The 20,033-nt window shown below is 47.3% G+C and carries 19 protein-coding genes; 5 read left to right on the forward strand and 14 right to left on the reverse strand.

Going from position 1 to position 20,033, the window contains the following annotated elements:
- The first annotated feature begins 213 nt into the window (after nt 1–213).
- On the forward strand, nt 214–780 hold the full coding sequence (locus tag ABXR35_RS21230) for a TetR/AcrR family transcriptional regulator (RefSeq protein WP_367064060.1): 567 nt from the start codon (nt 214–216) through the stop codon (nt 778–780).
- A 194-nt stretch (nt 781–974) separates the two neighbouring features.
- On the opposite strand, the gene ABXR35_RS21235 is transcribed toward ABXR35_RS21230, so the two are convergent.
- The 3 genes from ABXR35_RS21235 to ABXR35_RS21245 form a co-directional block, all read right to left on the reverse strand.
- Nucleotides 975–2,474 carry an aldehyde dehydrogenase family protein gene (locus tag ABXR35_RS21235; protein ID WP_367064061.1) on the reverse strand — a complete coding sequence of 500 codons (1,500 nt, stop codon included), beginning with the start codon at nt 2,472–2,474 and terminating at the stop codon, nt 975–977.
- Between the two features lie 27 nt (nt 2,475–2,501).
- On the reverse strand, nt 2,502–3,587 hold the full coding sequence (locus tag ABXR35_RS21240; protein ID WP_367064062.1) for a 5-methyltetrahydropteroyltriglutamate--homocysteine S-methyltransferase: 1,086 nt from the start codon (nt 3,585–3,587) through the stop codon (nt 2,502–2,504).
- A gap of 203 nt (nt 3,588–3,790) precedes the next feature.
- Nucleotides 3,791–5,353: an SAM-dependent methyltransferase gene (locus ABXR35_RS21245; RefSeq protein ID WP_367064063.1), complete on the reverse strand. Its 1,563-nt coding sequence runs from the start codon at nt 5,351–5,353 to the stop codon at nt 3,791–3,793.
- A gap of 291 nt (nt 5,354–5,644) precedes the next feature.
- Between ABXR35_RS21245 and ABXR35_RS21250 the strand changes: the two genes are divergently transcribed.
- Both ABXR35_RS21250 and ABXR35_RS21255 read left to right on the forward strand, forming a co-directional pair.
- Complete coding sequence (locus ABXR35_RS21250; RefSeq protein WP_367064064.1) at nt 5,645–6,487, forward strand: sialate O-acetylesterase; 843 nt, start codon at nt 5,645–5,647, stop codon at nt 6,485–6,487.
- Nucleotides 6,484–7,020: a PadR family transcriptional regulator gene (locus ABXR35_RS21255; RefSeq protein ID WP_367064065.1), complete on the forward strand. Its 537-nt coding sequence runs from the start codon at nt 6,484–6,486 to the stop codon at nt 7,018–7,020. Before ABXR35_RS21250 ends, ABXR35_RS21255 begins: the two co-directional genes overlap by 4 nt.
- A gap of 276 nt (nt 7,021–7,296) precedes the next feature.
- Here ABXR35_RS21255 and ABXR35_RS21260 read toward each other — a convergent pair whose 3' ends face one another.
- From ABXR35_RS21260 to ABXR35_RS21285, 6 genes are all read right to left on the reverse strand, one after another.
- The gene (locus tag ABXR35_RS21260) at nt 7,297–7,923 is read right to left on the reverse strand and encodes a DUF2306 domain-containing protein (RefSeq protein WP_367064066.1); all 627 of its coding nucleotides are present in this window, start codon (nt 7,921–7,923) and stop codon (nt 7,297–7,299) included.
- A 37-nt stretch (nt 7,924–7,960) separates the two neighbouring features.
- Nucleotides 7,961–8,314: a DUF3291 domain-containing protein gene (locus tag ABXR35_RS21265; protein ID WP_367064067.1), complete on the reverse strand. Its 354-nt coding sequence runs from the start codon at nt 8,312–8,314 to the stop codon at nt 7,961–7,963.
- Between the two features lie 450 nt (nt 8,315–8,764).
- Nucleotides 8,765–9,484 carry an SDR family NAD(P)-dependent oxidoreductase gene (locus tag ABXR35_RS21270; RefSeq protein WP_367064069.1) on the reverse strand — a complete coding sequence of 240 codons (720 nt, stop codon included), beginning with the start codon at nt 9,482–9,484 and terminating at the stop codon, nt 8,765–8,767.
- A 376-nt stretch (nt 9,485–9,860) separates the two neighbouring features.
- Nucleotides 9,861–10,388, reverse strand: coding sequence for a hypothetical protein (locus tag ABXR35_RS21275; protein ID WP_367064071.1), 528 nt, complete (start codon nt 10,386–10,388; stop codon nt 9,861–9,863).
- Nucleotides 10,389–10,810: 422 nt separating this feature from the next.
- Nucleotides 10,811–11,290, reverse strand: a complete 480-nt coding sequence (gene rlmH, locus ABXR35_RS21280; RefSeq protein ID WP_367064072.1) for a 23S rRNA (pseudouridine(1915)-N(3))-methyltransferase RlmH — start codon at nt 11,288–11,290, stop codon at nt 10,811–10,813.
- A 57-nt stretch (nt 11,291–11,347) separates the two neighbouring features.
- Nucleotides 11,348–12,013 carry a TetR/AcrR family transcriptional regulator gene (locus ABXR35_RS21285; protein WP_367064073.1) on the reverse strand — a complete coding sequence of 222 codons (666 nt, stop codon included), beginning with the start codon at nt 12,011–12,013 and terminating at the stop codon, nt 11,348–11,350.
- Between the two features lie 134 nt (nt 12,014–12,147).
- On the opposite strand from ABXR35_RS21285, the gene ABXR35_RS21290 reads away from it, so the two are divergent.
- Nucleotides 12,148–12,900 carry an SDR family oxidoreductase gene (locus tag ABXR35_RS21290; protein WP_367064074.1) on the forward strand — a complete coding sequence of 251 codons (753 nt, stop codon included), beginning with the start codon at nt 12,148–12,150 and terminating at the stop codon, nt 12,898–12,900.
- A 46-nt stretch (nt 12,901–12,946) separates the two neighbouring features.
- Nucleotides 12,947–13,780, forward strand: coding sequence for an SDR family oxidoreductase (locus tag ABXR35_RS21295; RefSeq protein WP_367064075.1), 834 nt, complete (start codon nt 12,947–12,949; stop codon nt 13,778–13,780).
- 180 nt (nt 13,781–13,960) lie between these two features.
- Here the strand turns inward: ABXR35_RS21295 and ABXR35_RS21300 are convergent, their stop codons facing one another.
- From ABXR35_RS21300 to yycI, 5 genes are all read right to left on the reverse strand, one after another.
- Complete coding sequence (locus tag ABXR35_RS21300) at nt 13,961–16,117, reverse strand: acyltransferase family protein (RefSeq protein ID WP_367064076.1); 2,157 nt, start codon at nt 16,115–16,117, stop codon at nt 13,961–13,963.
- Between the two features lie 528 nt (nt 16,118–16,645).
- Nucleotides 16,646–16,813: a CxxH/CxxC protein gene (locus tag ABXR35_RS21305; RefSeq protein WP_367064125.1), complete on the reverse strand. Its 168-nt coding sequence runs from the start codon at nt 16,811–16,813 to the stop codon at nt 16,646–16,648.
- Between the two features lie 172 nt (nt 16,814–16,985).
- Complete coding sequence (locus tag ABXR35_RS21310; RefSeq protein WP_367064077.1) at nt 16,986–18,260, reverse strand: S1C family serine protease; 1,275 nt, start codon at nt 18,258–18,260, stop codon at nt 16,986–16,988.
- 66 nt (nt 18,261–18,326) lie between these two features.
- Entirely contained in the window at nt 18,327–19,184 is an 858-nt protein-coding gene (locus ABXR35_RS21315) for an MBL fold metallo-hydrolase (protein ID WP_367064078.1), read from the reverse strand.
- Nucleotides 19,185–19,189: 5 nt separating this feature from the next.
- Nucleotides 19,190–19,978, reverse strand: coding sequence for a two-component system regulatory protein YycI (gene yycI, locus ABXR35_RS21320; RefSeq protein WP_367064079.1), 789 nt, complete (start codon nt 19,976–19,978; stop codon nt 19,190–19,192).
- Nucleotides 19,979–20,033: the final 55 nt, after the last annotated feature.

Consider the following 20,033-nt stretch of genomic DNA (forward strand, 5'->3'; position numbering starts at 1 on the left):
TCTCCTTTGTATTCTAAATAGTATATGTTTTTCGTTTCTTATCTCGTAATCCTCACTCATCCCGAAAATGCACACTAGTGTACTAAGTATCAGCTATGTATAATTGTATTCAGATATTGAGCATCTACAATGATCAAAAAGGCGAATGACGTGCAGTAATTCACGAATCTTGTGTAATTGTGCATGTATGAGGCTGGAAAGCAGGTGACTCCTATGGTGTCTACGATAGATCGAAGAGTACGCAAATCTCAAGAAGCGATAAAAAAGGCAATGACCGAACTGTTGGCTGAACAAAACTTTGATCAAATCACGATACAAGATATTGCTGACAAAGCAGATGTGAGTCGAAGAACCATCTATCTTCATTACACAGACAAATTCGATCTTCTGGATAAACTAATCGAAGAACATATGGATGAACTGCACCAACTGTGCGAATCAACAGAGGATGATGTTGATTATACTGATCCCAATGTATTGGTTGTATGGTTTGAATATTTGGAGAGTCATGCTTTATTCTTCTCGGCGATGCTGGCGAGTACAGGAAGCCCCTTTTTCCGCAATCGGTTCTTGGAATTTTTCCTTCGAGAGCTAGAAAAGGGAAGCGATCAAGGATTAACGGATGGTGTAAAGGTAGATATTCAATTTCTAGGAGCTGCGATTGTAGGAGTCGTGGAATGGTGGTTCAAAACGGAGCGGTCACTTTCTACGTCCTTTATGGCGGAGCGGGTGGGAATGCTACTTGGACGGAATGTGAAAGCTAGTTTGCCACTGGCATGAAAGAGTAAAATGTTCAGCCAATTACAGATTAAGCTATGCCATGCAATCTCTGTTGATGTACATGTCATACCAAACATGAATTTCATAGCAAAAAGCGCCCTATCTACCGATTCTCAAGAATCAGTAAATAGGGCGCTTCATTCAAGCCTACACTCATATCAACAGCAGTACTTCCGTACAGTTTCTTATACCATTTACTCAGGAATATAAGGCAGATCCAGCATCTTCGGCACATTAATCACATGCTGCTCCGTATACGTGCGAATACCTTCTACACCATACTCACGACCAATCCCAGACTGCTTGAAGCCGCCAAATGGGAAACGAACGTCCAGCCCCTGCACAGCAGCCGTATTAATCATCGTCGTTCCAGCTTCGAGCTGACGCGCCACAGAGATTGCATCCTCTTCCTTGCCCCACACCGAGCTGGTCAAGCCGTAGATGCTTTCATTGTGCAGATGAATGACCTGCTCTACATCATCGAACGGCAGAATCGGAACCGTAGGACCGAACTGCTCCTCTACCACGATCCGATCATGCACATCACAATCCAGAACGAGCGTCGGTTGCAGATAGTATCCCTCGTCAAACCGCTTTTGATCCAAAATACGACCAAGCGGGATAACCTTCGCTCCGCGCTGCTTCGCGTCTTCGACCAGACTCAGCACGTAATCTCTCTGCTTCACGTTATTGACTGGACCTACCGTCGTATCGGGGTCAAACGGATCACCGATGCGAATCCAGCGATTCGCCGCTTCGATATATTTTTCTACAAACTGATCATAGATCGAACGATGTACATACACGCGTTTGGCGATCATACAGATCTGACCTGTCGTCAAGAAATTGGAAACGACAATCCGGCGCATTGCACGCTCGTCTGCAACGTCAAAGCTGTCGAGGAAGATCGCCGCATCATTACCACCCAGCTCAAGTGTCATATCTTTGATCGTGTCCGAAGCTGCTTTGATAATATGCTTGGCGGTTTCCGTGCCGCCTGTAAATGCGATCTTCGCCACATGCGGATTCGTCGTCAGTTCTACGCCCACATCCGCAGCACCATGAACGACATTGATCACGCCCGCTGGGAACTCGCTTGCGATGATCTCTGCCACCTTCGCTGCTGCCAGCGGCGCATACGGGCTTGGCTTCAAAACGATCGTATTACCCGCCAGCAAGGCAGGAGCGATCTTGATCGTAGACAACGCGATGGGATAATTCCATGGGCTAATCGCTGCCACCACGCCAATCGGGTCGTACGAAAGAATCGTTTTGCCGTGATCATGCTCCTGAGTTTCTCCTTGAAGAGCCGCCGCCGCTTCATTACAAACAAACTCCATCCACATCAACGATACATAGATTTCACCGTGCGCATCATACAACGGCTTGCCGTGCTCTCTAGACAGCAGCTGTACAATTTCATTCTCGGCTGCTCGGATCTTCGCAATCGCTTTGCGCATGCTGGTCACGCGTTCTGCAATGTCGGTTGTTTTCCATGTTTGGAAAGCTTCTGACGCCGCTTCGATGGCTTCAACAGCTTGTTCCTTCGTCGTGACAGGGAAATAGCCCACGATTTCAGTCGGGTTAGCCGGATTCTCTTTGGCTGATTGGGAAAGAGAGGTTACATTCTGTCCATTGATCAGCGCTTCAACGGTAACGACATTAACGGCATTCTGGTCTGCTTGAGTTGTCATGTTCTAACTCCTTATGATTGAAATGGATTACGTCCACACTTCGTCGGCAATTTCCTTCACGTAACGCAGCTTACGCCATTGTTGGTCTTCGGTTAAAATATTTCCCTCTTCCGTCGACGAAAATCCACACTGCGGGCTCAAGCAAAGCTGCTCCAGAGGCACATACGTAGCCGCTTCGGCAATCCGCGCTTTGATTTGCTCTTTATCTTCCAACTCGCCAGTTTTGGATGTGAGCAGACCGAGTACGATTTTTAGATCTTTGCGATTCACATGTTTTAAGGAATCGAAGCTGCCAGAGCGCTCGTCGTCAAACTCCAAAAATAACCCGTCTACATCCAAGCCGCCAAAGATCACCTCAGAAGCATAATCATAGCCGCCCGTCGAGAAATAATTCGATTTGTAGTTACCGCGGCAAATATGCATCGTTACTACCAGATCCGCTGGCTTATGCGCCAATGTCTCGTTAATCATACGCTGCATCGTTTTCAGCTCTTCCGCTGGCTCCAATCCTTTGGCACGTATCTTATCGTGACCCGCTTCCGAGAAGAGGTCTGCCCAAGCGGTATCATCTAGTTGCAGGTATCGGCATCCCGCATCATAGAACGCTTGGATTGCTTTTTGATACGCTGCGATGGTGTCCTGAAGGAATTGCTCACGATCTGTATAGATATTGGCACCATTCTCCAAGCGATACAGCAGCATATTCGGGCTTGGAATCGTCTGCTTGGCTACGACGTCACCTGCATGCTGTTTAACGAATTTGAAGTCCTCTACGAACGGATGCGTGGAGAAATCAACTTTGCCTACAACGCGAATCCCGCCTTTGCGCGTTTGCATATTATGAAATTGTGGTCCATCGATTTGTTCATACAGCTCTACGCCGTCCAGACCGCCCAAGAAATCAAAATGCCACCAGCTTCTGCGCAACTCGCCATCTGTAACAGCAAGCACGCCGTTTTCCTTTTGCTTTTCAATGATACGGATAATCTCTTGATCTTCTACAGCTCTTAATTCTTCTTGTGTGATGCTACCTGCTTTATATTGTTGACGTGCCTGACTCAAGTTGCCAGGACGTAAAAAGCTACCTACATGGTCGTGTCGAAAGGGAATCATATCACTTGCTCCTTCTGCCTTATTGTTCTAATGAGTATAACATGAGCGAAGCGGAGTCCTGTCATACGAAAAAAGCATGTCTAGTCATATGTTGCGGCTATAGCTAGAAGGTTAGAAGCATGGAAGATGCGTTTCAAGAGCAAAGATGCTATGTCTAAAGAACAAAATAAAAGGCACCCAAATGGGTGCCTCAAATTCAACGCTTAGGAATGAAGATCGAATTGGCTCATTAATGCCAATGCCTCTTCATGATCAGGCTCAACCTCTAATAATTTTCTAACATACATCCATGCTTCTTCCTCGATCTCTAACTCAAAGCAACACAGCGCCAGACAATAATATACCGTTGATACAATCTCATCTGTATCCTGCTGTACCGAGATTTCTAAGAAATGCTTGGATTGTTCATACATCCCCATTTCAAACAAGATCAGACCGATATCAAGCGCCAGATCATAACGCTGTGCCATGACGTAATATGATGCCCACATCGTTTGAATGCCCATCCACAGATCTTCATGTTCATCGTCGGTGGCATCTGGCAACAAATCGGATATGTGCTTCAGGCTCTGAATGAAAAACTCCGAATCATATCCGCCCAGACGCCAAAAGCTTAACAATTCCTGCATGCCCATACTCTCAATATGGCGATCCACCCATACTTTGATATTGAAAAAGTCGTCCGGTCCAAACCGCTCAATACAGCGACGATAAGCTAATCTCGAATGCACATAGTCCATCGGCTTGTCCACATGGAGAATATAGCCGACATTGATATTTTTATAATGATGCGGTGGAAATAACGCCAAAGCGCCCTGTTGCTCAAAGAAATATTGAATCGCATGATAATTCGCTGTTAATGAAAAGCTTCCACCATGCAGGATCAGCTCCGGTGGTTCTGCGAATTTCCACTGATCTAGCAAATGATCCCCTTTGTCAGCAGATAGCAATACGCAGCCCGCCTGCGATAAACCATTCAATCGTTCCAAGCATTGCAATCCAGCAACAGGGAACAAGATGTGCGAGTCCTCCAAGTGCTCCCGATAGAGCGCAATCACATCGCGGTAAGGATAGGTGGATTGTTCGTATTCAGGCGCCCGTCGGTGCTCATAGCGTAGCTGGATATTTTTCAGCAATTCCGATGCTTGCGGCGATTCCAAATGTTCCAGACCTTGAACATGTACGTCGGTTTCATACACGTTTCCGTCACCTATATATAGCAACTCTTGCGGAATGCTGTCAAAGAAATAGTTCGCAATAACGACAACGGGTTGCTTGAGCTGCTTTTCACGAATCGTGATGCCAGATACCACCAGATTCAGCTCCGTATCATGAACCGCATCATATTGCGCAAAATCCAGTAACCCTTCGGCAATAAAAGATTGCAGCGCGGGATGCTCCTGCCATGCCAATATATTGTTCAGCGCCAAGTCTGTCATCACATAACGGAATGGAGGTAGCGTAATGCCTGCATAATCTCGAATACGGCATAGCTCATCCAACAGATGATAAGCGAAGCGCCCGGCTCCCGCGCCAAGCTCTACGATAATAACAGGTTCGGAAGGATGCTCCATCTTCGCCCGATCTTGCAGAAACCCAAAGAGCACTTCTGCATAAGTAGCAGCAATCATCGGATTACTTGTGATATATTGAGGCACTTGGTTGTTTTTCCAAGCCTTTGTTCCTTGTTCTTCATAATATTGGCGCTGAATATTCCAGATCGGCGCCTCGCTGAATCGGTAACGTTGTTCGTTGTTGCTTGTCATGTAAAAACCTGCTTTCTAAAGTTGAGTCCACGGTATGCTGCACATTGTAGAACAATCCTTAAATCCTTACTTTCTTACGTTCTCTACAGCTATTCCTGCTTATGCGTACGACTACGTTTGTAAGACGAGCGAATCCGTTCGTTGAACAGTCGCCCTTTCACTATCGTTTTCTATAGTATAAAGAACTTGAACGAATGTTACGATGGGTCCATTGATTATAGTGTAAACGGAGTCTATACTACATTATAGTCTAATTAGACTATAATGAGATGGTAAAGGAGTTTCCGCTATATGATACAGTCATTTTTAATGTTGGGTCAGTCGAATATGGCAGGTCGTGGATGTTTGCATGAAGTCGATCCGATTTATAATGAAAAAATAAACATGCTGCGCAATGGGCAGTGGCAGATGATGACAGAGCCGATCAATTACGACCGCCCCGTGTCGGGTGTGAGCCTTGCGGCGTCCTTTGCAGAGGCTTGGTCAAACGCTCATCCTGACGAGGAAATAGGCTTGATTCCATGTGCGGAGGGCGGCAGTTCTTTGGATGATTGGCACCCAGAAGGCATCCTATTTCAGCATGCGTTGTCCGAAGCACGCTTTGCTCTGCGATCCAGCGACATCTGCGGAATCCTGTGGCACCAAGGGGAGAGCGACAGCCATAGCTCACTGCACGAAACGTATCATGAGAAATTAACCGTGATCATGCAGACGCTCCGAGACGAACTGAAGCTGGATAACGTGCCATGGATCATAGGCGGGCTTGGTGATTTCCTTGGCAAGACTGGTTTTGGACAGCATGCGACAGAGTACCAGCAGATCAACGAACAATTGCAGCGCTTCGCTCAGGAACAGCAGCATTGTTATTTTGTAACAGCGGAGGGTTTGACGGCGAATCCTGACGGCATTCATATCGACGCGGCTTCGCAGCGCATATTCGGCTACCGTTATTTTCAGGCATTTTCCCAAAAGAGTCATATTATGCAGCCTATTGCTGGAGAAGAGCAGTCTCTCAATGTGAAGCGAGCCTATTCCCAAAAGGAACAAATCTATATTCACAGTCTAGAACTAGCTTCCCATACGATCACGTACGCACAATTTGAGGCGCTAATGGCGAAGGTGATGCAGCCATGATCCCGTTACTCATCCTTGGCTTGCTCATCCAAAATCCCGGCGCTCACGGCTATGAACTACTGGCTCTTATGGAAAAACGTCATTACAAATACATCGTAAATTTCACCAAAGGATCGTTTTATTATCATTTGCAGCAGCTTGAAGAAAAAGGCTGGATTGAACAGATGCAACAGAATCCGTTGACCAGTGGACGAGAAACGCGGAACTTTATCATCACCGAATTAGGCAAGGCTGAATTTGAGCAATTCATGGTCAAATACGGCACCAAATCGGAATATGTAAATCTTCAATGTTACGGAGCGCTTCTCTTTGCCGAGGAATATGACAAAGACAAATTGCTGGAGCTGATCCAATCGCAAATCGACCAGACCCAAGCCCGCATCGCTCTGCTTGATGAATATCTGTCCCATACGCAGGAACCTCACGGTACTATCGATTACTACCGCCGTATGAATGAAAACTCTCGTGCGCATCACTTGGTTAATTTGGAATGGTTTGAGCAATTGAAAGCGGGAATACAGGGGACTGTTTAGTGTAATAAAGACGTGAGATCAATGGCTCCTCATGGAATCAACAATTGGATAGGGTGGTGAGACTGTGAGGAGCCTTTTCATATATGGATCGTGGCTTTCAAATGTAGATAAGGATGAAGAATGGATGATTCTTGTGCGATATCGCCTGTGAGTATATCACCTGTGAGCACAAAGATGTCTTGCACTGCTATCATCATACAGATTCCACGATAAGCAAAATAAAACTGCGCCATAGATGCGCAGTTTTACAGATCGTTTTGGCATGGCAGTTGTGACTCATTGCTGCTGCCGCAACCTCATTCTAGCAATCACGACTTCGATGACGAGCAGATTCGGAATCCAGCAAGCCCAAGCGACAACGCGAAATGCCGCCTCGAAATCGCCAAGCAGAATAGCTAGCGGCGCTAACAAGATGCGAAGCGTGACCGCGGAAAACGTAAGCGCATAACTGCGCAGCATCCATACTTGATGAGCTTGGACGTCTTTGGCGATAATTTTTCTTACTGCAATAAGCGTAGTCGAAACCCACAGTACATCGAGCGACATAAACCCAAGCCCGGAAATCCAGCCGCCTGTGGCAAACAGGGACAAATACACATTCACGATCCCACTAATTACAATCGAGACAACATATCCATATCCCAATCGGCGATGCCAACGCCTCCTAGCATGGGTTGGCTTTATAAAGAGTTGAAACGGCCCTATCATCAAGGCAAAGATCGCCGTAAAAATATGGGCGTATAGCACATAGAGCCATGGTTTGAGTTCAAAATTCGGCTTTTGCAATTTGAACGAAACCAGCCCAGCATCACTCGCTTGAAGAAAGCCATACTGGACAATAGCGTATCCAGCAATCAAAAATGCGAGAATGAACACGAGTGTCCGAGTCTTTTTACTTGCCATATGAATCCTCCTCCTCCGTTAGCTGTAGGGAAACTATTCACTGCTTGTGCTGTTCCAGTGTTCCGCTGTATTTTTGCTGCAAACGGATCTTGGCTTCCTCCCAGCTTGGAATCGTATCGCCATCCCAATGGATAGAATGAAATTCATCTCCGATTCGACGCGCCGCTTTCATTGTCTTGGCATGATTGCCGTGATTGCGGTAGTCCAGCATGCGATCCTTATTCTCCCATACCGACATCGTCCAGCCTACATTCCAACCATCGTGTGAAAGGTCGGAATGTACCAATCCGGCAGCCGTATTCAGTTGCTTGGTTGACCGAACCATATGGTAAATAAAAAGCGGCAGCACCCACATGCCCTTCACTCGCATCCGCGTCACTGAAATCAACATCGAAATCGCCCCTTCCACGAAACATTCATGTTCGGTTTACAATGTAGTCGGCATCCAGCAGTTAGCGAATGACCGCCAATCTGATGTAGCCTTTCGCTCCTATAACTAACATATACATGCATTCTCAAAAGCTTTTTCCTATCGGTAGGATGTGTATTCTAAGTATAGGGCATGGAACGCTGCTGTCTTTGCCTTTTCCGTCGGAGTCTTTGCCTAATTCAACAGATTCATTCGCTTCATAAAAAACATCCACGAAGCTCCATGCCCGCAGAAATTAAAGATGCATTTGAATTTGAAGTAGTATTTTTGTTTTTTTGCTTGTATTTGTAGTTACCGTTCCCTTCGACTGCTCAATGGTATACATTTATAGATAAAATCAAAACCACTCCTACTACGGAGTGGTTTCTGAGCATCTCGCTTGTATTGAACTATTGTTTTCCATCCAGTTGACTACGCATTGGTGTCCAACATGGCTGGCATATTGATTTCTTTTACACAAGAGGCTTTGGAAAGGTTCATCACGCATTTTACTAAAGACACTATATCTTGAAGCGGAATCTGCGTTCCTTTGTGTGTTGCCAAGACTTTCTCAACGCCATCTTCCAATGGAATCTGGGTAGCAATCTCACCCGGATTGATACAAGTCACACCGATCTCATACTTCTTCACATGCTCCCGTATCGCATTTCCAATACCACGCAAACCGAACTTAGAAGCTGTAAAGGAAACTTGCGTGAAATCATTATGTTCAAGCCCTGCCGTAGAGCCAATCAAGAAAATTTTCCCGTTATCTGACTGTTTTAGATTCGGTAATAGCTTCTGTATGCAGGTAATAGCGGAAGTTACATTGATGTTGATGATGTTAACGATCTCAGCCGGATCATCGTTCTCAAAATCATAGTCATCTCGGAATCCTTTGCTTTCCCATATCCCTACATTGTAGATCAATACGTCTAATCGAACATTATGTAATGCTTTTGCAACCAGATCGCTGGCATCCGAATTCGCCAGATCCGCCTCAATCCAATATTTCTGGATACCATCTTCAACATCTAAAATGTTTGGACGCGTTCTAGAAACAATCCAAACCTGATCACCTTGTTCCGGCAATCCTTTAACGAATGCCTCGCCTAATCCTTTACTTGCTCCAAATATAATGAAGTTTTTCATGAGTTCTCCTTTGGGGGATGATAGTTATCTGTCGGAATGTAGCAATATACTTACCGCTCTAATTATAAACTACAATTCCATCCCTATCCATCATCAGCCACTCTTCCAGGCATCCAGTCAGGTTGCAGTTCAGCTCTAACCCTACGGATTCTAACGATGTCCACAAAACCTATTCAGTCGATTCACAACTGCATATTCTACAACATAGTCACTTCTCAGTTCTATCACACCTGTCGCCGAAAAGAAATTCCTGCATGTCGAATGAATACAAAAAAACGAGCCTGCTAAGGCTCGCTTAATGTATTGAAGTAGCTTTATAATTACGTGTCTCTTATACGTTTGCTTTATTTATAATCTGCTCGTTAGGATGTGATGGTTACTTCAATCCCGACTGTGCCTTCGTGAGCAGCTTCCCACCTTGAAAAGCAATCACAGCATTGGAACCATTGCCAGCTGCACCTTTATAGCTGTACACGACCATGTTCTCTGTTTCGCTTAGCGCTTCACCTTCGCCGCCTAGAATGTTGATGACCTCTTCTACGGACATGCCAACCTCCAGCTTCTTATACTGGGCAAACGTAATCAGCACCCCGTCCCCTTTTCCAGCAGAGCCATTATTGCCTGTGCTAGTCGATGTCTGACTGTTCACACCTTGTCCAGCAGTAGCGCCACCAGCTGCATCAAGTTCTGTCATCTTTTTCTCCAATTCAGCAATTTTCTGCGCTTGCTCATCACTTTTAATACTCTGTTCATCGAGCTTTTTCTCCAGCACCGCGATTTTGTCCTGTAACGCATTCGTATCTACAGATTCAGCCGGAGTCGCTTCTGATCCACATGCAGATAGAAGCAGCATGGATAAGACCACGCTGGTTCCACCAATTACCTTTTTGTTCAATAGATTCATCTTGAATCCCTCCATTTTCAGATTAGCTAGCTGGTTCTAAGGTTATACCGCTATGATTTGCCTCAATGCTCTATGTAAACATATTGATATTAGTTTATCATATAGACTAGTAATGTATCTGCACCTTTGGCTCTGAGACTTCTTGATTAGAAGCGCTCCAACATGTAACAATTTTATATATTAACACGGGTATATTCCTGTGCCGAAAAAACTCGTTTCTAAAAATATATCGGTTTACCCTCATGCCCGTTCCTATGCAACATTCATATAAAAAGAGTGGTCAGAATTTCTGATCACTCTCTATGAGTATCTGTTCTCAGTATCGCCTTTAACTAAATCATTGCTTCATTTCTGGTAGAGCAATTTGTATTTGAGCGATTGACCGAGATGGTTCACCATCCAAAAGTGATGGACGACGATAGTTACTTATGATACGGCTCTCCCCGATTAATCTTCACCGCACGATACACCTGCTCCACCAGCACCAATCGCATCAACTGATGCGGCAACGTCATCCGACCAAAACAAAGCCGTTGCTGCGCTCGTTTCAGCACCTCATCCCCAATCCCATGACTGCCACCAATCACAAACACCACATGACTATTCCCATACGTGCCCAGCCGATCAATCTCCGCCGCCATCTCCTCCGAACTCCACAGCTTCCCGTCCAGCGTCAACGCGACTACATGTGCATCCGGCTTAATCTGCGCCAAAATCCGCTCGCCTTCCTTGTCCTTCACAATCTTCACTTCCGCATCACTGAGCGTATCCGGTGCCTTCTCATCATTCACTTCCGTCATCTGAAACTTAATATACGGCGTCAATCGTTTACTATACTCCGCAATCCCCTGCACCAAATACTTTTCTTTCAGCTTCCCTACACCAATAATCTGAATATGCATAATCTGCTCCTTTATGTTCACTGTAGGACTATTTCAGCCAGAGTCCATCATTGTTCCTTATTCGTGAGATGCATGATCTTTCATCAGTGCAGGCAACAAAATATGATCGATTAATCCAGCATAGAAGTTTGTATCAAACGTCTTATGCTCAATCAGCCCTCGATAACATGCCGATGAGGTGATAACCTGACAGACCATCTCAATATCCGCACCGACAGCAACCTCTCCGCGGCGCTGTGCCCGGCGCATTAATTCCCTATTCACGTTCACCCACGGATCAAAGATGCCCGCCAATCCCAATTCCGGCAGCTCCGCATGCTGCAAAAAGGAACCGAGCTTGGCGAATATGCGGAATTTGCGTTCGTGATCTTGCATTGACGACGGCTTCACTACTGCCAGTAGATCGCCGCGCAATGTGCCGGTATCTGGTAGCGACTCCAGCTCAAGATGGCTTTGGTTCATCCATGATAAAGCATCTCGAACAACCTCGACTTTGGACGACCAACGGCGGTATACGGTTGCTTTTCCGGCTTTGGCTCTAGTCGCAATCATATCCATCGTCATTCCGTCGTATCCGGCTTCGGCAAGTATATCGATCGCAGCTTCTAGAATTTTGGCATCTCGTGTATGGTCGCGTTTGCGTCCCATTTTGGGGACGGATGGTGGAGTCGATTCGCCCGTTCCTTGCGGCTGATTAGACTCTGTTTTGTCATTATGATTCATCGTATATACTCCCTTTTTACGAAACTATATAGTTTCGGAACTTTACAGTTCCGTTTATGTGTGATTTAATGTTATTATCCCACATACAACGGGAAATATATAGATGGTATTCCATCCCAAAAGGAGCTTCTCTCATGTCGAATCAATCTGTTGCGTTAATTACCGGTGCGAACAAAGGAATTGGATTACAAATTGCCAAAGATCTGGCGGGACATGGTTTCACCGTACTGATCGGTTCGCGCAATCTGGAAAATGGAGAACAAGCTGCCCGCAGCATTGGATCGAATGCACATGCGGTCCAATTGGATGTTACGAATTCGGAGTCGATTGCGGCGGCAGCAGTGCATATTGAGCAGGCTTTCGGTCGTTTGGATGTACTTGTGAACAATGCAGGTATTTCACATGCAGGCAATCCGGATAATCCGTTTCCAAGTGGCGGTGCGGCAAGCGGCCTTTTGACCGTGGCTCCAATCGAAGATATTCGAACCATTTATGAAACAAATGTGATTGGAGTGATTGCAGTTACACAGGCGTTGCTTCCTCTTTTACGCCAAGCTCCAGCAGCTCGGATCGTTAATCTGGGCAGCACTGGCGGCTCTTTAAGCTGGAACTCGATCCCAGACAATTCGCACTGTGCAATGTATGGAGCGTATTCCGCCTCCAAGGCAGCGGTGCATGCAGTAACATTCGCCTTTGCCGCTGCCCTTGAATCGGAACATATCAAAGTGAATGCAGCATGTCCGGGCTTCACCTCCACAGCACTTAACAACTTTGCCGGTACACGTACCGTAGAACAAGGCGCGCACGAGGCCGTTCGATTGGCTATGTTGGACTCAGACGGTCCAACAGGGACATTTTCCGATGAGGATGGACCTGTCGCTTGGTAATATTGATTGCTGCAATCATATGTCCAATTCGGAGGAGGAAGATATCATGCGTGTTTTCGTAACAGGAGCAACTGGTTATATCGGTTCTGCGACCGTTCATGAACTTTTGAATGCAGGCCACCAAGTTATTAGTCTTGCGCGCTCGGACGAAAGTGCTGCAAAACTTCAGCAGAATGGTGTGGAAGCGCACCAAGGTGATATATATGATCTGGATACGCTCCGCGAAGGTACTGCATTGGCGGATGGCGTCATTCATCTGGCATTTAATCATGACTTTTCCCAATTCACCGAATCGCTTGAGACGGACTTGAAGGCGATCGAAGCAATGGCAGACGCGTTGAAAGGTTCCGGCAAACCTTTTGTGATGACTACACATGCCAACGGTACTGCTGCAGAACAAGTCATGCAGTCCGCTGCTAAACACGGAGTACGTACATGTATTATAGAATTGTGTCCTTCCGTACATGGCGAGGGGGATACCGGATTCATTCCAAGGCTGATAGACATTGCCAGAACCCAAGGCTACTCCGCTTATGTAAACAATGGAGACAACTGCTGGACGGCTGTACATCGCCTCGATGCTGCACATTTGTACCGTCTTGCTCTGGAAAAAGCTCCTGCCTGTTCGCGATTACATGGAGTCGCAGACGAAGAAGTGTCCTTCCGCGATATCGCGGGTATGATTGGCAAGCAACTCCATCTGCCGGTGGTCAGCATTCCTCATGAACAAGCTACTACGCATTTTGGTTTTCTAGGCACATTGGCAGCACTCGACATTCCAAGATCCAGTGCCGTTACACGAGATCTTTTAGGATGGTATCCTATACAACCTTCATTACTTGACGATCTTCAGCAACCCCATTATTTTAGTAAAAAATAGAGGAGAAATGCCTTCGGATGAGGAGTCTTCCCAAACATCTCCAAAAAATTGAAAACTCCCTCCACACCAACCAAACGGTCAGCACGAAGGGAGCACTTGCCACGCTATATCGCATCAATACTATTATCGTCATTCCAACTTCAATATTTAATACATTATTGGAATATTGTGTAAATTAAATTATTTTCCCTTAACCGCCTGCGCTACCATTGTCGCAAACACTTTTGCACCCGCCGGATTCACATGCACACCATCCGTTGCAAAGAAGCTGTTCTGCCCCTTACTTGCCGAGTACCAATCCACAACAGTAATACGCGGATCTTCCGCTGCTACAGCATTGATCGTATCATTGACGATGCTTTCCCACGAACGAGGTACACGCGTATTTACCATCACAATCTTTTTCGCACTACCCAGTTCATCGAGCAGGTCTTCCAGCTGCTCACGGGTAAAGGAACCGTTCGTACCCAGCTCCAAAATCACTGTGGAGCCGAGGTGACCTCCGCTGCGCAGCTGCTGCACCACTGCTGGTGCTTCGGTCATTTGACGACCAACGCGTCCGTCGATGGTGATGCCCGGCATCGTTTGGGTCATATAGTGCGCTACATCCAGCATGACGGAGTCGCCGATGGCGGTGACGTTGTTGCCGGAAGTGATTTTATCCAGCGTTTTCTTGGTTGCTGCAGCAGGCAGAGACACATCGGAAGAATCCTGTTTATCACTGCCACTGTCCGCAGAATCGCTGGAGGAATCTTTGGATGAAGCATCCTGATCATCCTGTTTGCTGGATGACGGTTTGTCAGTTCCAGCGGACGATGGATCTGTCTTGTTATCTGTAGCAGAAGTACCGTCTTCGTTGGCATCTGCATTGGAGTCTGTACCTGCATCGGTAGATGCAGAATCCCCTGTACCCTTGTCCATATCATCCGACGATGATGTACTGCTTCCGTCGGTATCGCTAGAGGTCGTGCCGTCTGTTTCTTTGTTCTCCTGATCCGAGCTGCCTTTGGACGACTCGGTATCCTTATCCTTAGAGGAATGGGATACATTAGTTGGTGTCGTTTGACTAGAGCCTGTAATAAACACGCTCTGTGGCTGCTGAGCTTCTGCGGTTTCCTCTGTCGTCTGGTTGGATGACAGCAGATGACCGAGTACAGCTGCGGACAGGATAAAGATTGCCGCTGCTGAGCCGCCAATGATCCAGCCGCGTGAACTGCGCCAGTTGGAGCTACCGATGCGTCCGAAGGAATAACGGAAGCCTTTACGACGGATCGGCTCTTCGACGTACCGATAGGACAGTTCGGCAAGCGCGATGCTGACAGCTACCTGAATAATGGCTTTTAGAATCGAAGGCTCGCCTGTATCGATCTGCGGTGTACTGAGTGTGATCACTGGAAAGTGCCACAGGTACAATCCGTATGAACGCTGTCCCAGCCAGCGTAGCGGCTTGCATCCCACGAGCACGGCAAGGCGACTCGCTGGGTGCGCCAGTACGGCGATGAGAACAGCAGTAATGATGGAAATGAGTACAAGTCCACCACGATACAGGAATGGCTCATATTCATTCGTATGCCAGATGGACCACAATAGGACGATCAGAGCAGCCAAGCCAACGGCATCCAGCAAGCCCTGTGCAGGCGCGGATACATTGGCTTTCAGCTTAATACTTGGCCAAACGACCGCCAGCGCCGCGCCAATCAGCAGGGCGAAGATACGGGTGTCTGTACCGTAATACACACGGCTTGGATCGGTTCCGGGCACATACAGCACTGCCATCAGCAGCGCCGAGATGAACGCGAGACTCATAATCCAGCCGGACAAATTGCCGCGCTTGGGCAGGAATTTCATGCCCAGCATCAGGATAAATGGCCACAGCAGGTAAAATTGCTCCTCCACCGCTAGCGACCATAGATGACCAAGCGGTGAAGCTGGACCGAAGCTTTCAAAATACGATACTTTATGGAAAATAAACCACCAGTTGCTCACGTACAACAGAGCCGCCGGAATATCTCCGTGCAAAGACGCCAGTCTGGCATGATCTCCGATCAGGCACCACAGCCCGACAACTAGAATCATCACATACATGGCGGGCAGCAGACGACGCGCCCGTCTTTTCCAAAAGTCGACCAGATCGAGGCGACGATTGCGCTCCCATTGTCCAACAAGAATGTCTGTGATCAGATAACCAGACAATACAAAAAATATCCCTACGCCGAGCAACCCGCCCGGTGCCCAGTCCGTATTCAAGTGATACAAAATGACCGCCAACACCGCAAATGCACGCAGACCATCCAGTCCGGGCATATACCGGTGATGTTGGAGCGGTTTAGACAACATAATATGTCCACCGCCCTTTATGTATGCTCACAGCCTCCGTGAAGGCAGATGCTTGGTGTAACCGTCGATTCATCTTCTGCATATCTATACGTAACGTCCGAATCTTGATGTCGTTCATATTCAATTATCCTTTCCAAGGGGCCATTATTTATCCCGTGCTGCTTCATATTCCTATGCTCGCAGGAACCGACATGACCCATTATATCCAAGTATTCTGCGTGAATCGTCTCAAAGCAGTTAAAATTAATTTACAGCAAAGTCGCAAATTGACCGCACCTTCCATATAACCACAAAACTGGATGCGTCTGTCTGGATCTGGACACAAGAAAGCAAGGACCCCATCCTACTGGTCCCTGCTCCTTTGTTCATGATCTGTACGCGCTACTGTAAGAATGTCTGGCTGGTTATAATAGTGTATCGCATTCATATTCATCGGCTGGACTCCGACCATGCGGTCGGCAGCAGCCGGTATCATCCTATAGCTCCGTGGTCAAGCAGATTCATGAGCAAGCCGGACCGGCAGGGTAGTCAGACAACGAGAAATTCGCCGTGCTGGTCACAATAGATACATTTCGCAGGTGGGTCCCAATCGGAAAATTCAGTTTCCTTCAGGTCCACCACATCTGGTGCATCTTCGTATTCATCCACAAACTCCTCAAGTGCTTTTTCCACATGTTCCTTGCATACTACATACATTAGCATTCCCATTGTCCCTCTTTCCGTGCCCGTCACTTCAAATTTGATATATTGATTGTTTCGTCGAGTATCGCATCATCTTGCTCTAGATCATTACACGATTATGGTATCATCCAATCGCTGGATGACATCATTGATTCGACGATGCTCTGTTCATCCATTCATAGTTCGTTCAGTCGCGATCCGGGGTGTCCTGAAGCTTGGCAGTAACCGAGCCCTTTTTCCCATCACGGTAATACGTTATGTTTATATCGTCGCCGATGGTCTTTTGATTGTATAAATATTTGCGCAAATCGAGGGTCGATGTAATCTTTTGCTTATCCAGCTGTACAATCACATCATCCACCTTGAGACCAGCTTCCTGAGCGGGTCCGCTTACTTCGAGCACGATTGCGCCTTTGGTGACGTTATCCGGCAGCTTGGGCTTCGGAGCGTCATTTTCCTCTTCCTCATCATAGGAGCGGTAAGCGTACTGACTATCCAGATCCATGCTGTAGACACCGAGGTATGGACGGTTGATCTTGCCTTCCGCCATAAGCTGCTTGGCGTAGTCCATTACTTCATTCATCGGAATTGCAAAACCCAACCCTTCCACACCAGTATCGGAAATCTTCATCGTATTGATGCCGATCACCTCACCGCGCAGATTGACGAGCGCGCCGCCGCTATTACCTTCATTAATCGCCGCATCCGTCTGAATGACGTTCTGCTCCCAGTCATAATTGCCGTCTTGGTTAAGCGATACTGGGATTAGCCGATGGTCATAGCTAATAATCCCTGATGTCATCGTACCATTAAACCCTAGTGGATTGCCAATTGCCATCACCGTTTCGCCCAGCTGTAGCTGATCCGAGTCGCCAATAGCGGCGATGGTATCAATATCCTTGCTATCTACCGACAGAACAGCAATGTCGCTAATAAAATCCGCACCGACCACATTTGCCTTCAGCATCGTGCCATCAGTCATAACTGCATCGACTTCATCCGCACCAGAAATCACATGATTATTAGTCACAATGTATGCCTTGCCGCCTTCTTTGCGGAAAATCACACCCGAACCAAGCGCTGACTCATCCAGCGCTGTCATATCCTGCTCTTCCAGACCTTCCTGATAATTCACAATGCTGACAACCGCAGGACGTACCTTTTCGGCAACCTGAATCAGCTGCTCATACGGACTGCCTGCCGTCTGCTGTACCGGCAATGCCGTGCTTGCAGTCGCTGTGCCAGAGTAATTGCTGTGATACCACAACAATCCGCCCATCACTGCTAGTACGGTAACGGCACTTGTGACCGCGCTCACCAGTACTACCTTCAGCATGGACGTTTGTCGGCGTACCTGTCCCGCGGGTGAGCGGAACGATGGGTACGATCGGCGGGAGGAGGAGACGCCGCGTTTGGAGCTGCGGACTTTGGTGGAGTAGAAATCATCATCAAATAACGCCATGCTCATCGCTCCTCTACTATGCCTGATATGATGTTGCGGCGTTTCTGCTGTCGCTTCCGGTCTCCATCATTGTCCAGATGGAATCACCTGCGCCGAGTCTGCTGGTTGGCGCGTTTCATTCAGCGCATCCCATGGGGTCGGACGGTTATAGTACGTTTCGCATAATTGAAATTCATGATCCTTGTAAAAGCAGCCCCGACTTTCCATCGCATCGCGAACGCTCAGCTTGGCAAGCTCCATCATATTGTGATCCAGACTAAGATGCGCCAAGTAGGTACGCTTCATTTTCTGACATAACAACTCACTTAACGCTTCGCCTGCGGCATCGTTGGATAAATGGCCTACATCGCTTAGAATGCGACGCTTTGTATTCCACGGGTACCGTCCCATGCGCAGCATCTCAATATCGTGATTGGCTTCCAGTACCAGCACATCCGAATTGGATATACTTTGCATGACCTTGTCGCTGACATAACCGAGATCGGTTGCCACACTCAGCTTCTGCTCGCCATCCTTGAAAACATAACCGACTGGCTCTGCCGCATCATGCGAGATACCGAACGATTCGATTCGCAGGGAGCCAAAGCTCAAAAAGTCTCCCGTCTGCATAATCTGCTTTTGCTCTGGTGTAATCTTGCCGACTGCCTTCTCAATCGCCATCCATGTTTTCTCGTTAGCATAGATGGGCAGCCCATATTTGCGCGCCACAGCGCCGAGTCCGCGTACATGGTCGGAGTGCTCATGGGTGACCAGAATGCCTTGCAGCTGGTCGCCGCTGAATTCGCGCTCCTTCATCAGCTCGTCAATCCGCTTTGCGCTCAGGCCCGCATCAATGAGCAGAGCCGCATCTTTATTTCGAACGATGGTCGCATTTCCTGTCGAACCACTCGATAATACTGTAAATTGTATGCCTGTGCCTATCATATATCCTACTCCTCATTTTGTGACGACGGGGCAACGATAACCTCCCCGCTGATTCCCTGTACATAATAGAATGCGCCACTTTCCAGCGCGATTCGCCATACGGGTAGAGCAACTGTAGTATGATCGCCAGTGTTCTGTCCGTAATAGCCCAGGGTAATATCCTTAACCACTGCCCCTTCCGGCAGATCATGTTCAATAATAGTTCCCAATGCGGTCGATGCCGACAGAATCTCCTGTCTCGGCTCATCCGCTTCCTCCTGTTGCAGCGTCAGCTGCGGAGCAAGATAAGAATGAATCTTCTGATTACTATAATACAGCTCTAGATTCATATTAAACAGGGGTAAATCATTATTTATGAGCGGATGCATCACAAAAACGCCTTCTTCCGCAATCAGCGAGTCATATTGATAGTTGGAAAATTGAGGGATTTCCGTCGATAGCTGCTCTTTTAATTCGTCTTCATTAAAAATCAACTGACTATCCGCCGCTCGCTTCAGCTGAATCGGCTCGCTATTGATCGGTGTCAGATCGCGATAGGGAATCGGCCCCAGAATCGGTGTATCACGTGGAATCTGCGCATTCACTTGAATATGCTTATCCTCCAACGCACGTTGGGCATTCTCGCTGAGTGAGGCAATATCCAGATTGGACTGTGCCTGATCGCGAATATCCATCCAGAGCTGGTATCCCAATATGATGTTCAGCAGTAAAAAGGCGGCGATCAGCACCGTTTTTGCCCGTCCCCAGTCCATCTGTTCCTCCTGTCTGCCCACCTGCACAGGTTCCTGTGCCAAGGCGAGCAATCTCACGCAGAATATAGTACAGCTTCATAATATGGTATAGCTTCAT

The organism is Paenibacillus sp. JQZ6Y-1 (assembly GCF_040719145.1).
Classification (GTDB): domain Bacteria; phylum Bacillota; class Bacilli; order Paenibacillales; family Paenibacillaceae; genus Saccharibacillus; species Saccharibacillus kandeliae.

Coding starts and splice junctions, on each gene's coding strand:
- ABXR35_RS21290 (WP_367064074.1), top strand. CDS start 12,148: ATGTCGAATCAATCTGTTGCGTTAATTACCGGTGCGAACAAAGGAATT.
- ABXR35_RS21285 (WP_367064073.1), bottom strand. CDS start 12,013: ATGAATCATAATGACAAAACAGAGTCTAATCAGCCGCAAGGAACGGGC.
- ABXR35_RS21240 (WP_367064062.1), bottom strand. CDS start 3,587: ATGATTCCCTTTCGACACGACCATGTAGGTAGCTTTTTACGTCCTGGC.
- ABXR35_RS21295 (WP_367064075.1), top strand. CDS start 12,947: ATGCGTGTTTTCGTAACAGGAGCAACTGGTTATATCGGTTCTGCGACC.
- rlmH (WP_367064072.1), bottom strand. CDS start 11,290: ATGCATATTCAGATTATTGGTGTAGGGAAGCTGAAAGAAAAGTATTTG.
- ABXR35_RS21305 (WP_367064125.1), bottom strand. CDS start 16,813: ATGTATGTAGTATGCAAGGAACATGTGGAAAAAGCACTTGAGGAGTTT.
- ABXR35_RS21300 (WP_367064076.1), bottom strand. CDS start 16,117: ATGTTGTCTAAACCGCTCCAACATCACCGGTATATGCCCGGACTGGAT.
- ABXR35_RS21315 (WP_367064078.1), bottom strand. CDS start 19,184: ATGATAGGCACAGGCATACAATTTACAGTATTATCGAGTGGTTCGACA.
- ABXR35_RS21270 (WP_367064069.1), bottom strand. CDS start 9,484: ATGAAAAACTTCATTATATTTGGAGCAAGTAAAGGATTAGGCGAGGCA.
- ABXR35_RS21255 (WP_367064065.1), top strand. CDS start 6,484: ATGATCCCGTTACTCATCCTTGGCTTGCTCATCCAAAATCCCGGCGCT.
- ABXR35_RS21230 (WP_367064060.1), top strand. CDS start 214: ATGGTGTCTACGATAGATCGAAGAGTACGCAAATCTCAAGAAGCGATA.
- ABXR35_RS21245 (WP_367064063.1), bottom strand. CDS start 5,353: ATGACAAGCAACAACGAACAACGTTACCGATTCAGCGAGGCGCCGATC.
- ABXR35_RS21310 (WP_367064077.1), bottom strand. CDS start 18,260: ATGGCGTTATTTGATGATGATTTCTACTCCACCAAAGTCCGCAGCTCC.
- ABXR35_RS21250 (WP_367064064.1), top strand. CDS start 5,645: ATGATACAGTCATTTTTAATGTTGGGTCAGTCGAATATGGCAGGTCGT.
- ABXR35_RS21260 (WP_367064066.1), bottom strand. CDS start 7,923: ATGGCAAGTAAAAAGACTCGGACACTCGTGTTCATTCTCGCATTTTTG.
- ABXR35_RS21275 (WP_367064071.1), bottom strand. CDS start 10,388: ATGAATCTATTGAACAAAAAGGTAATTGGTGGAACCAGCGTGGTCTTA.
- ABXR35_RS21265 (WP_367064067.1), bottom strand. CDS start 8,314: ATGTTGATTTCAGTGACGCGGATGCGAGTGAAGGGCATGTGGGTGCTG.
- ABXR35_RS21235 (WP_367064061.1), bottom strand. CDS start 2,474: ATGACAACTCAAGCAGACCAGAATGCCGTTAATGTCGTTACCGTTGAA.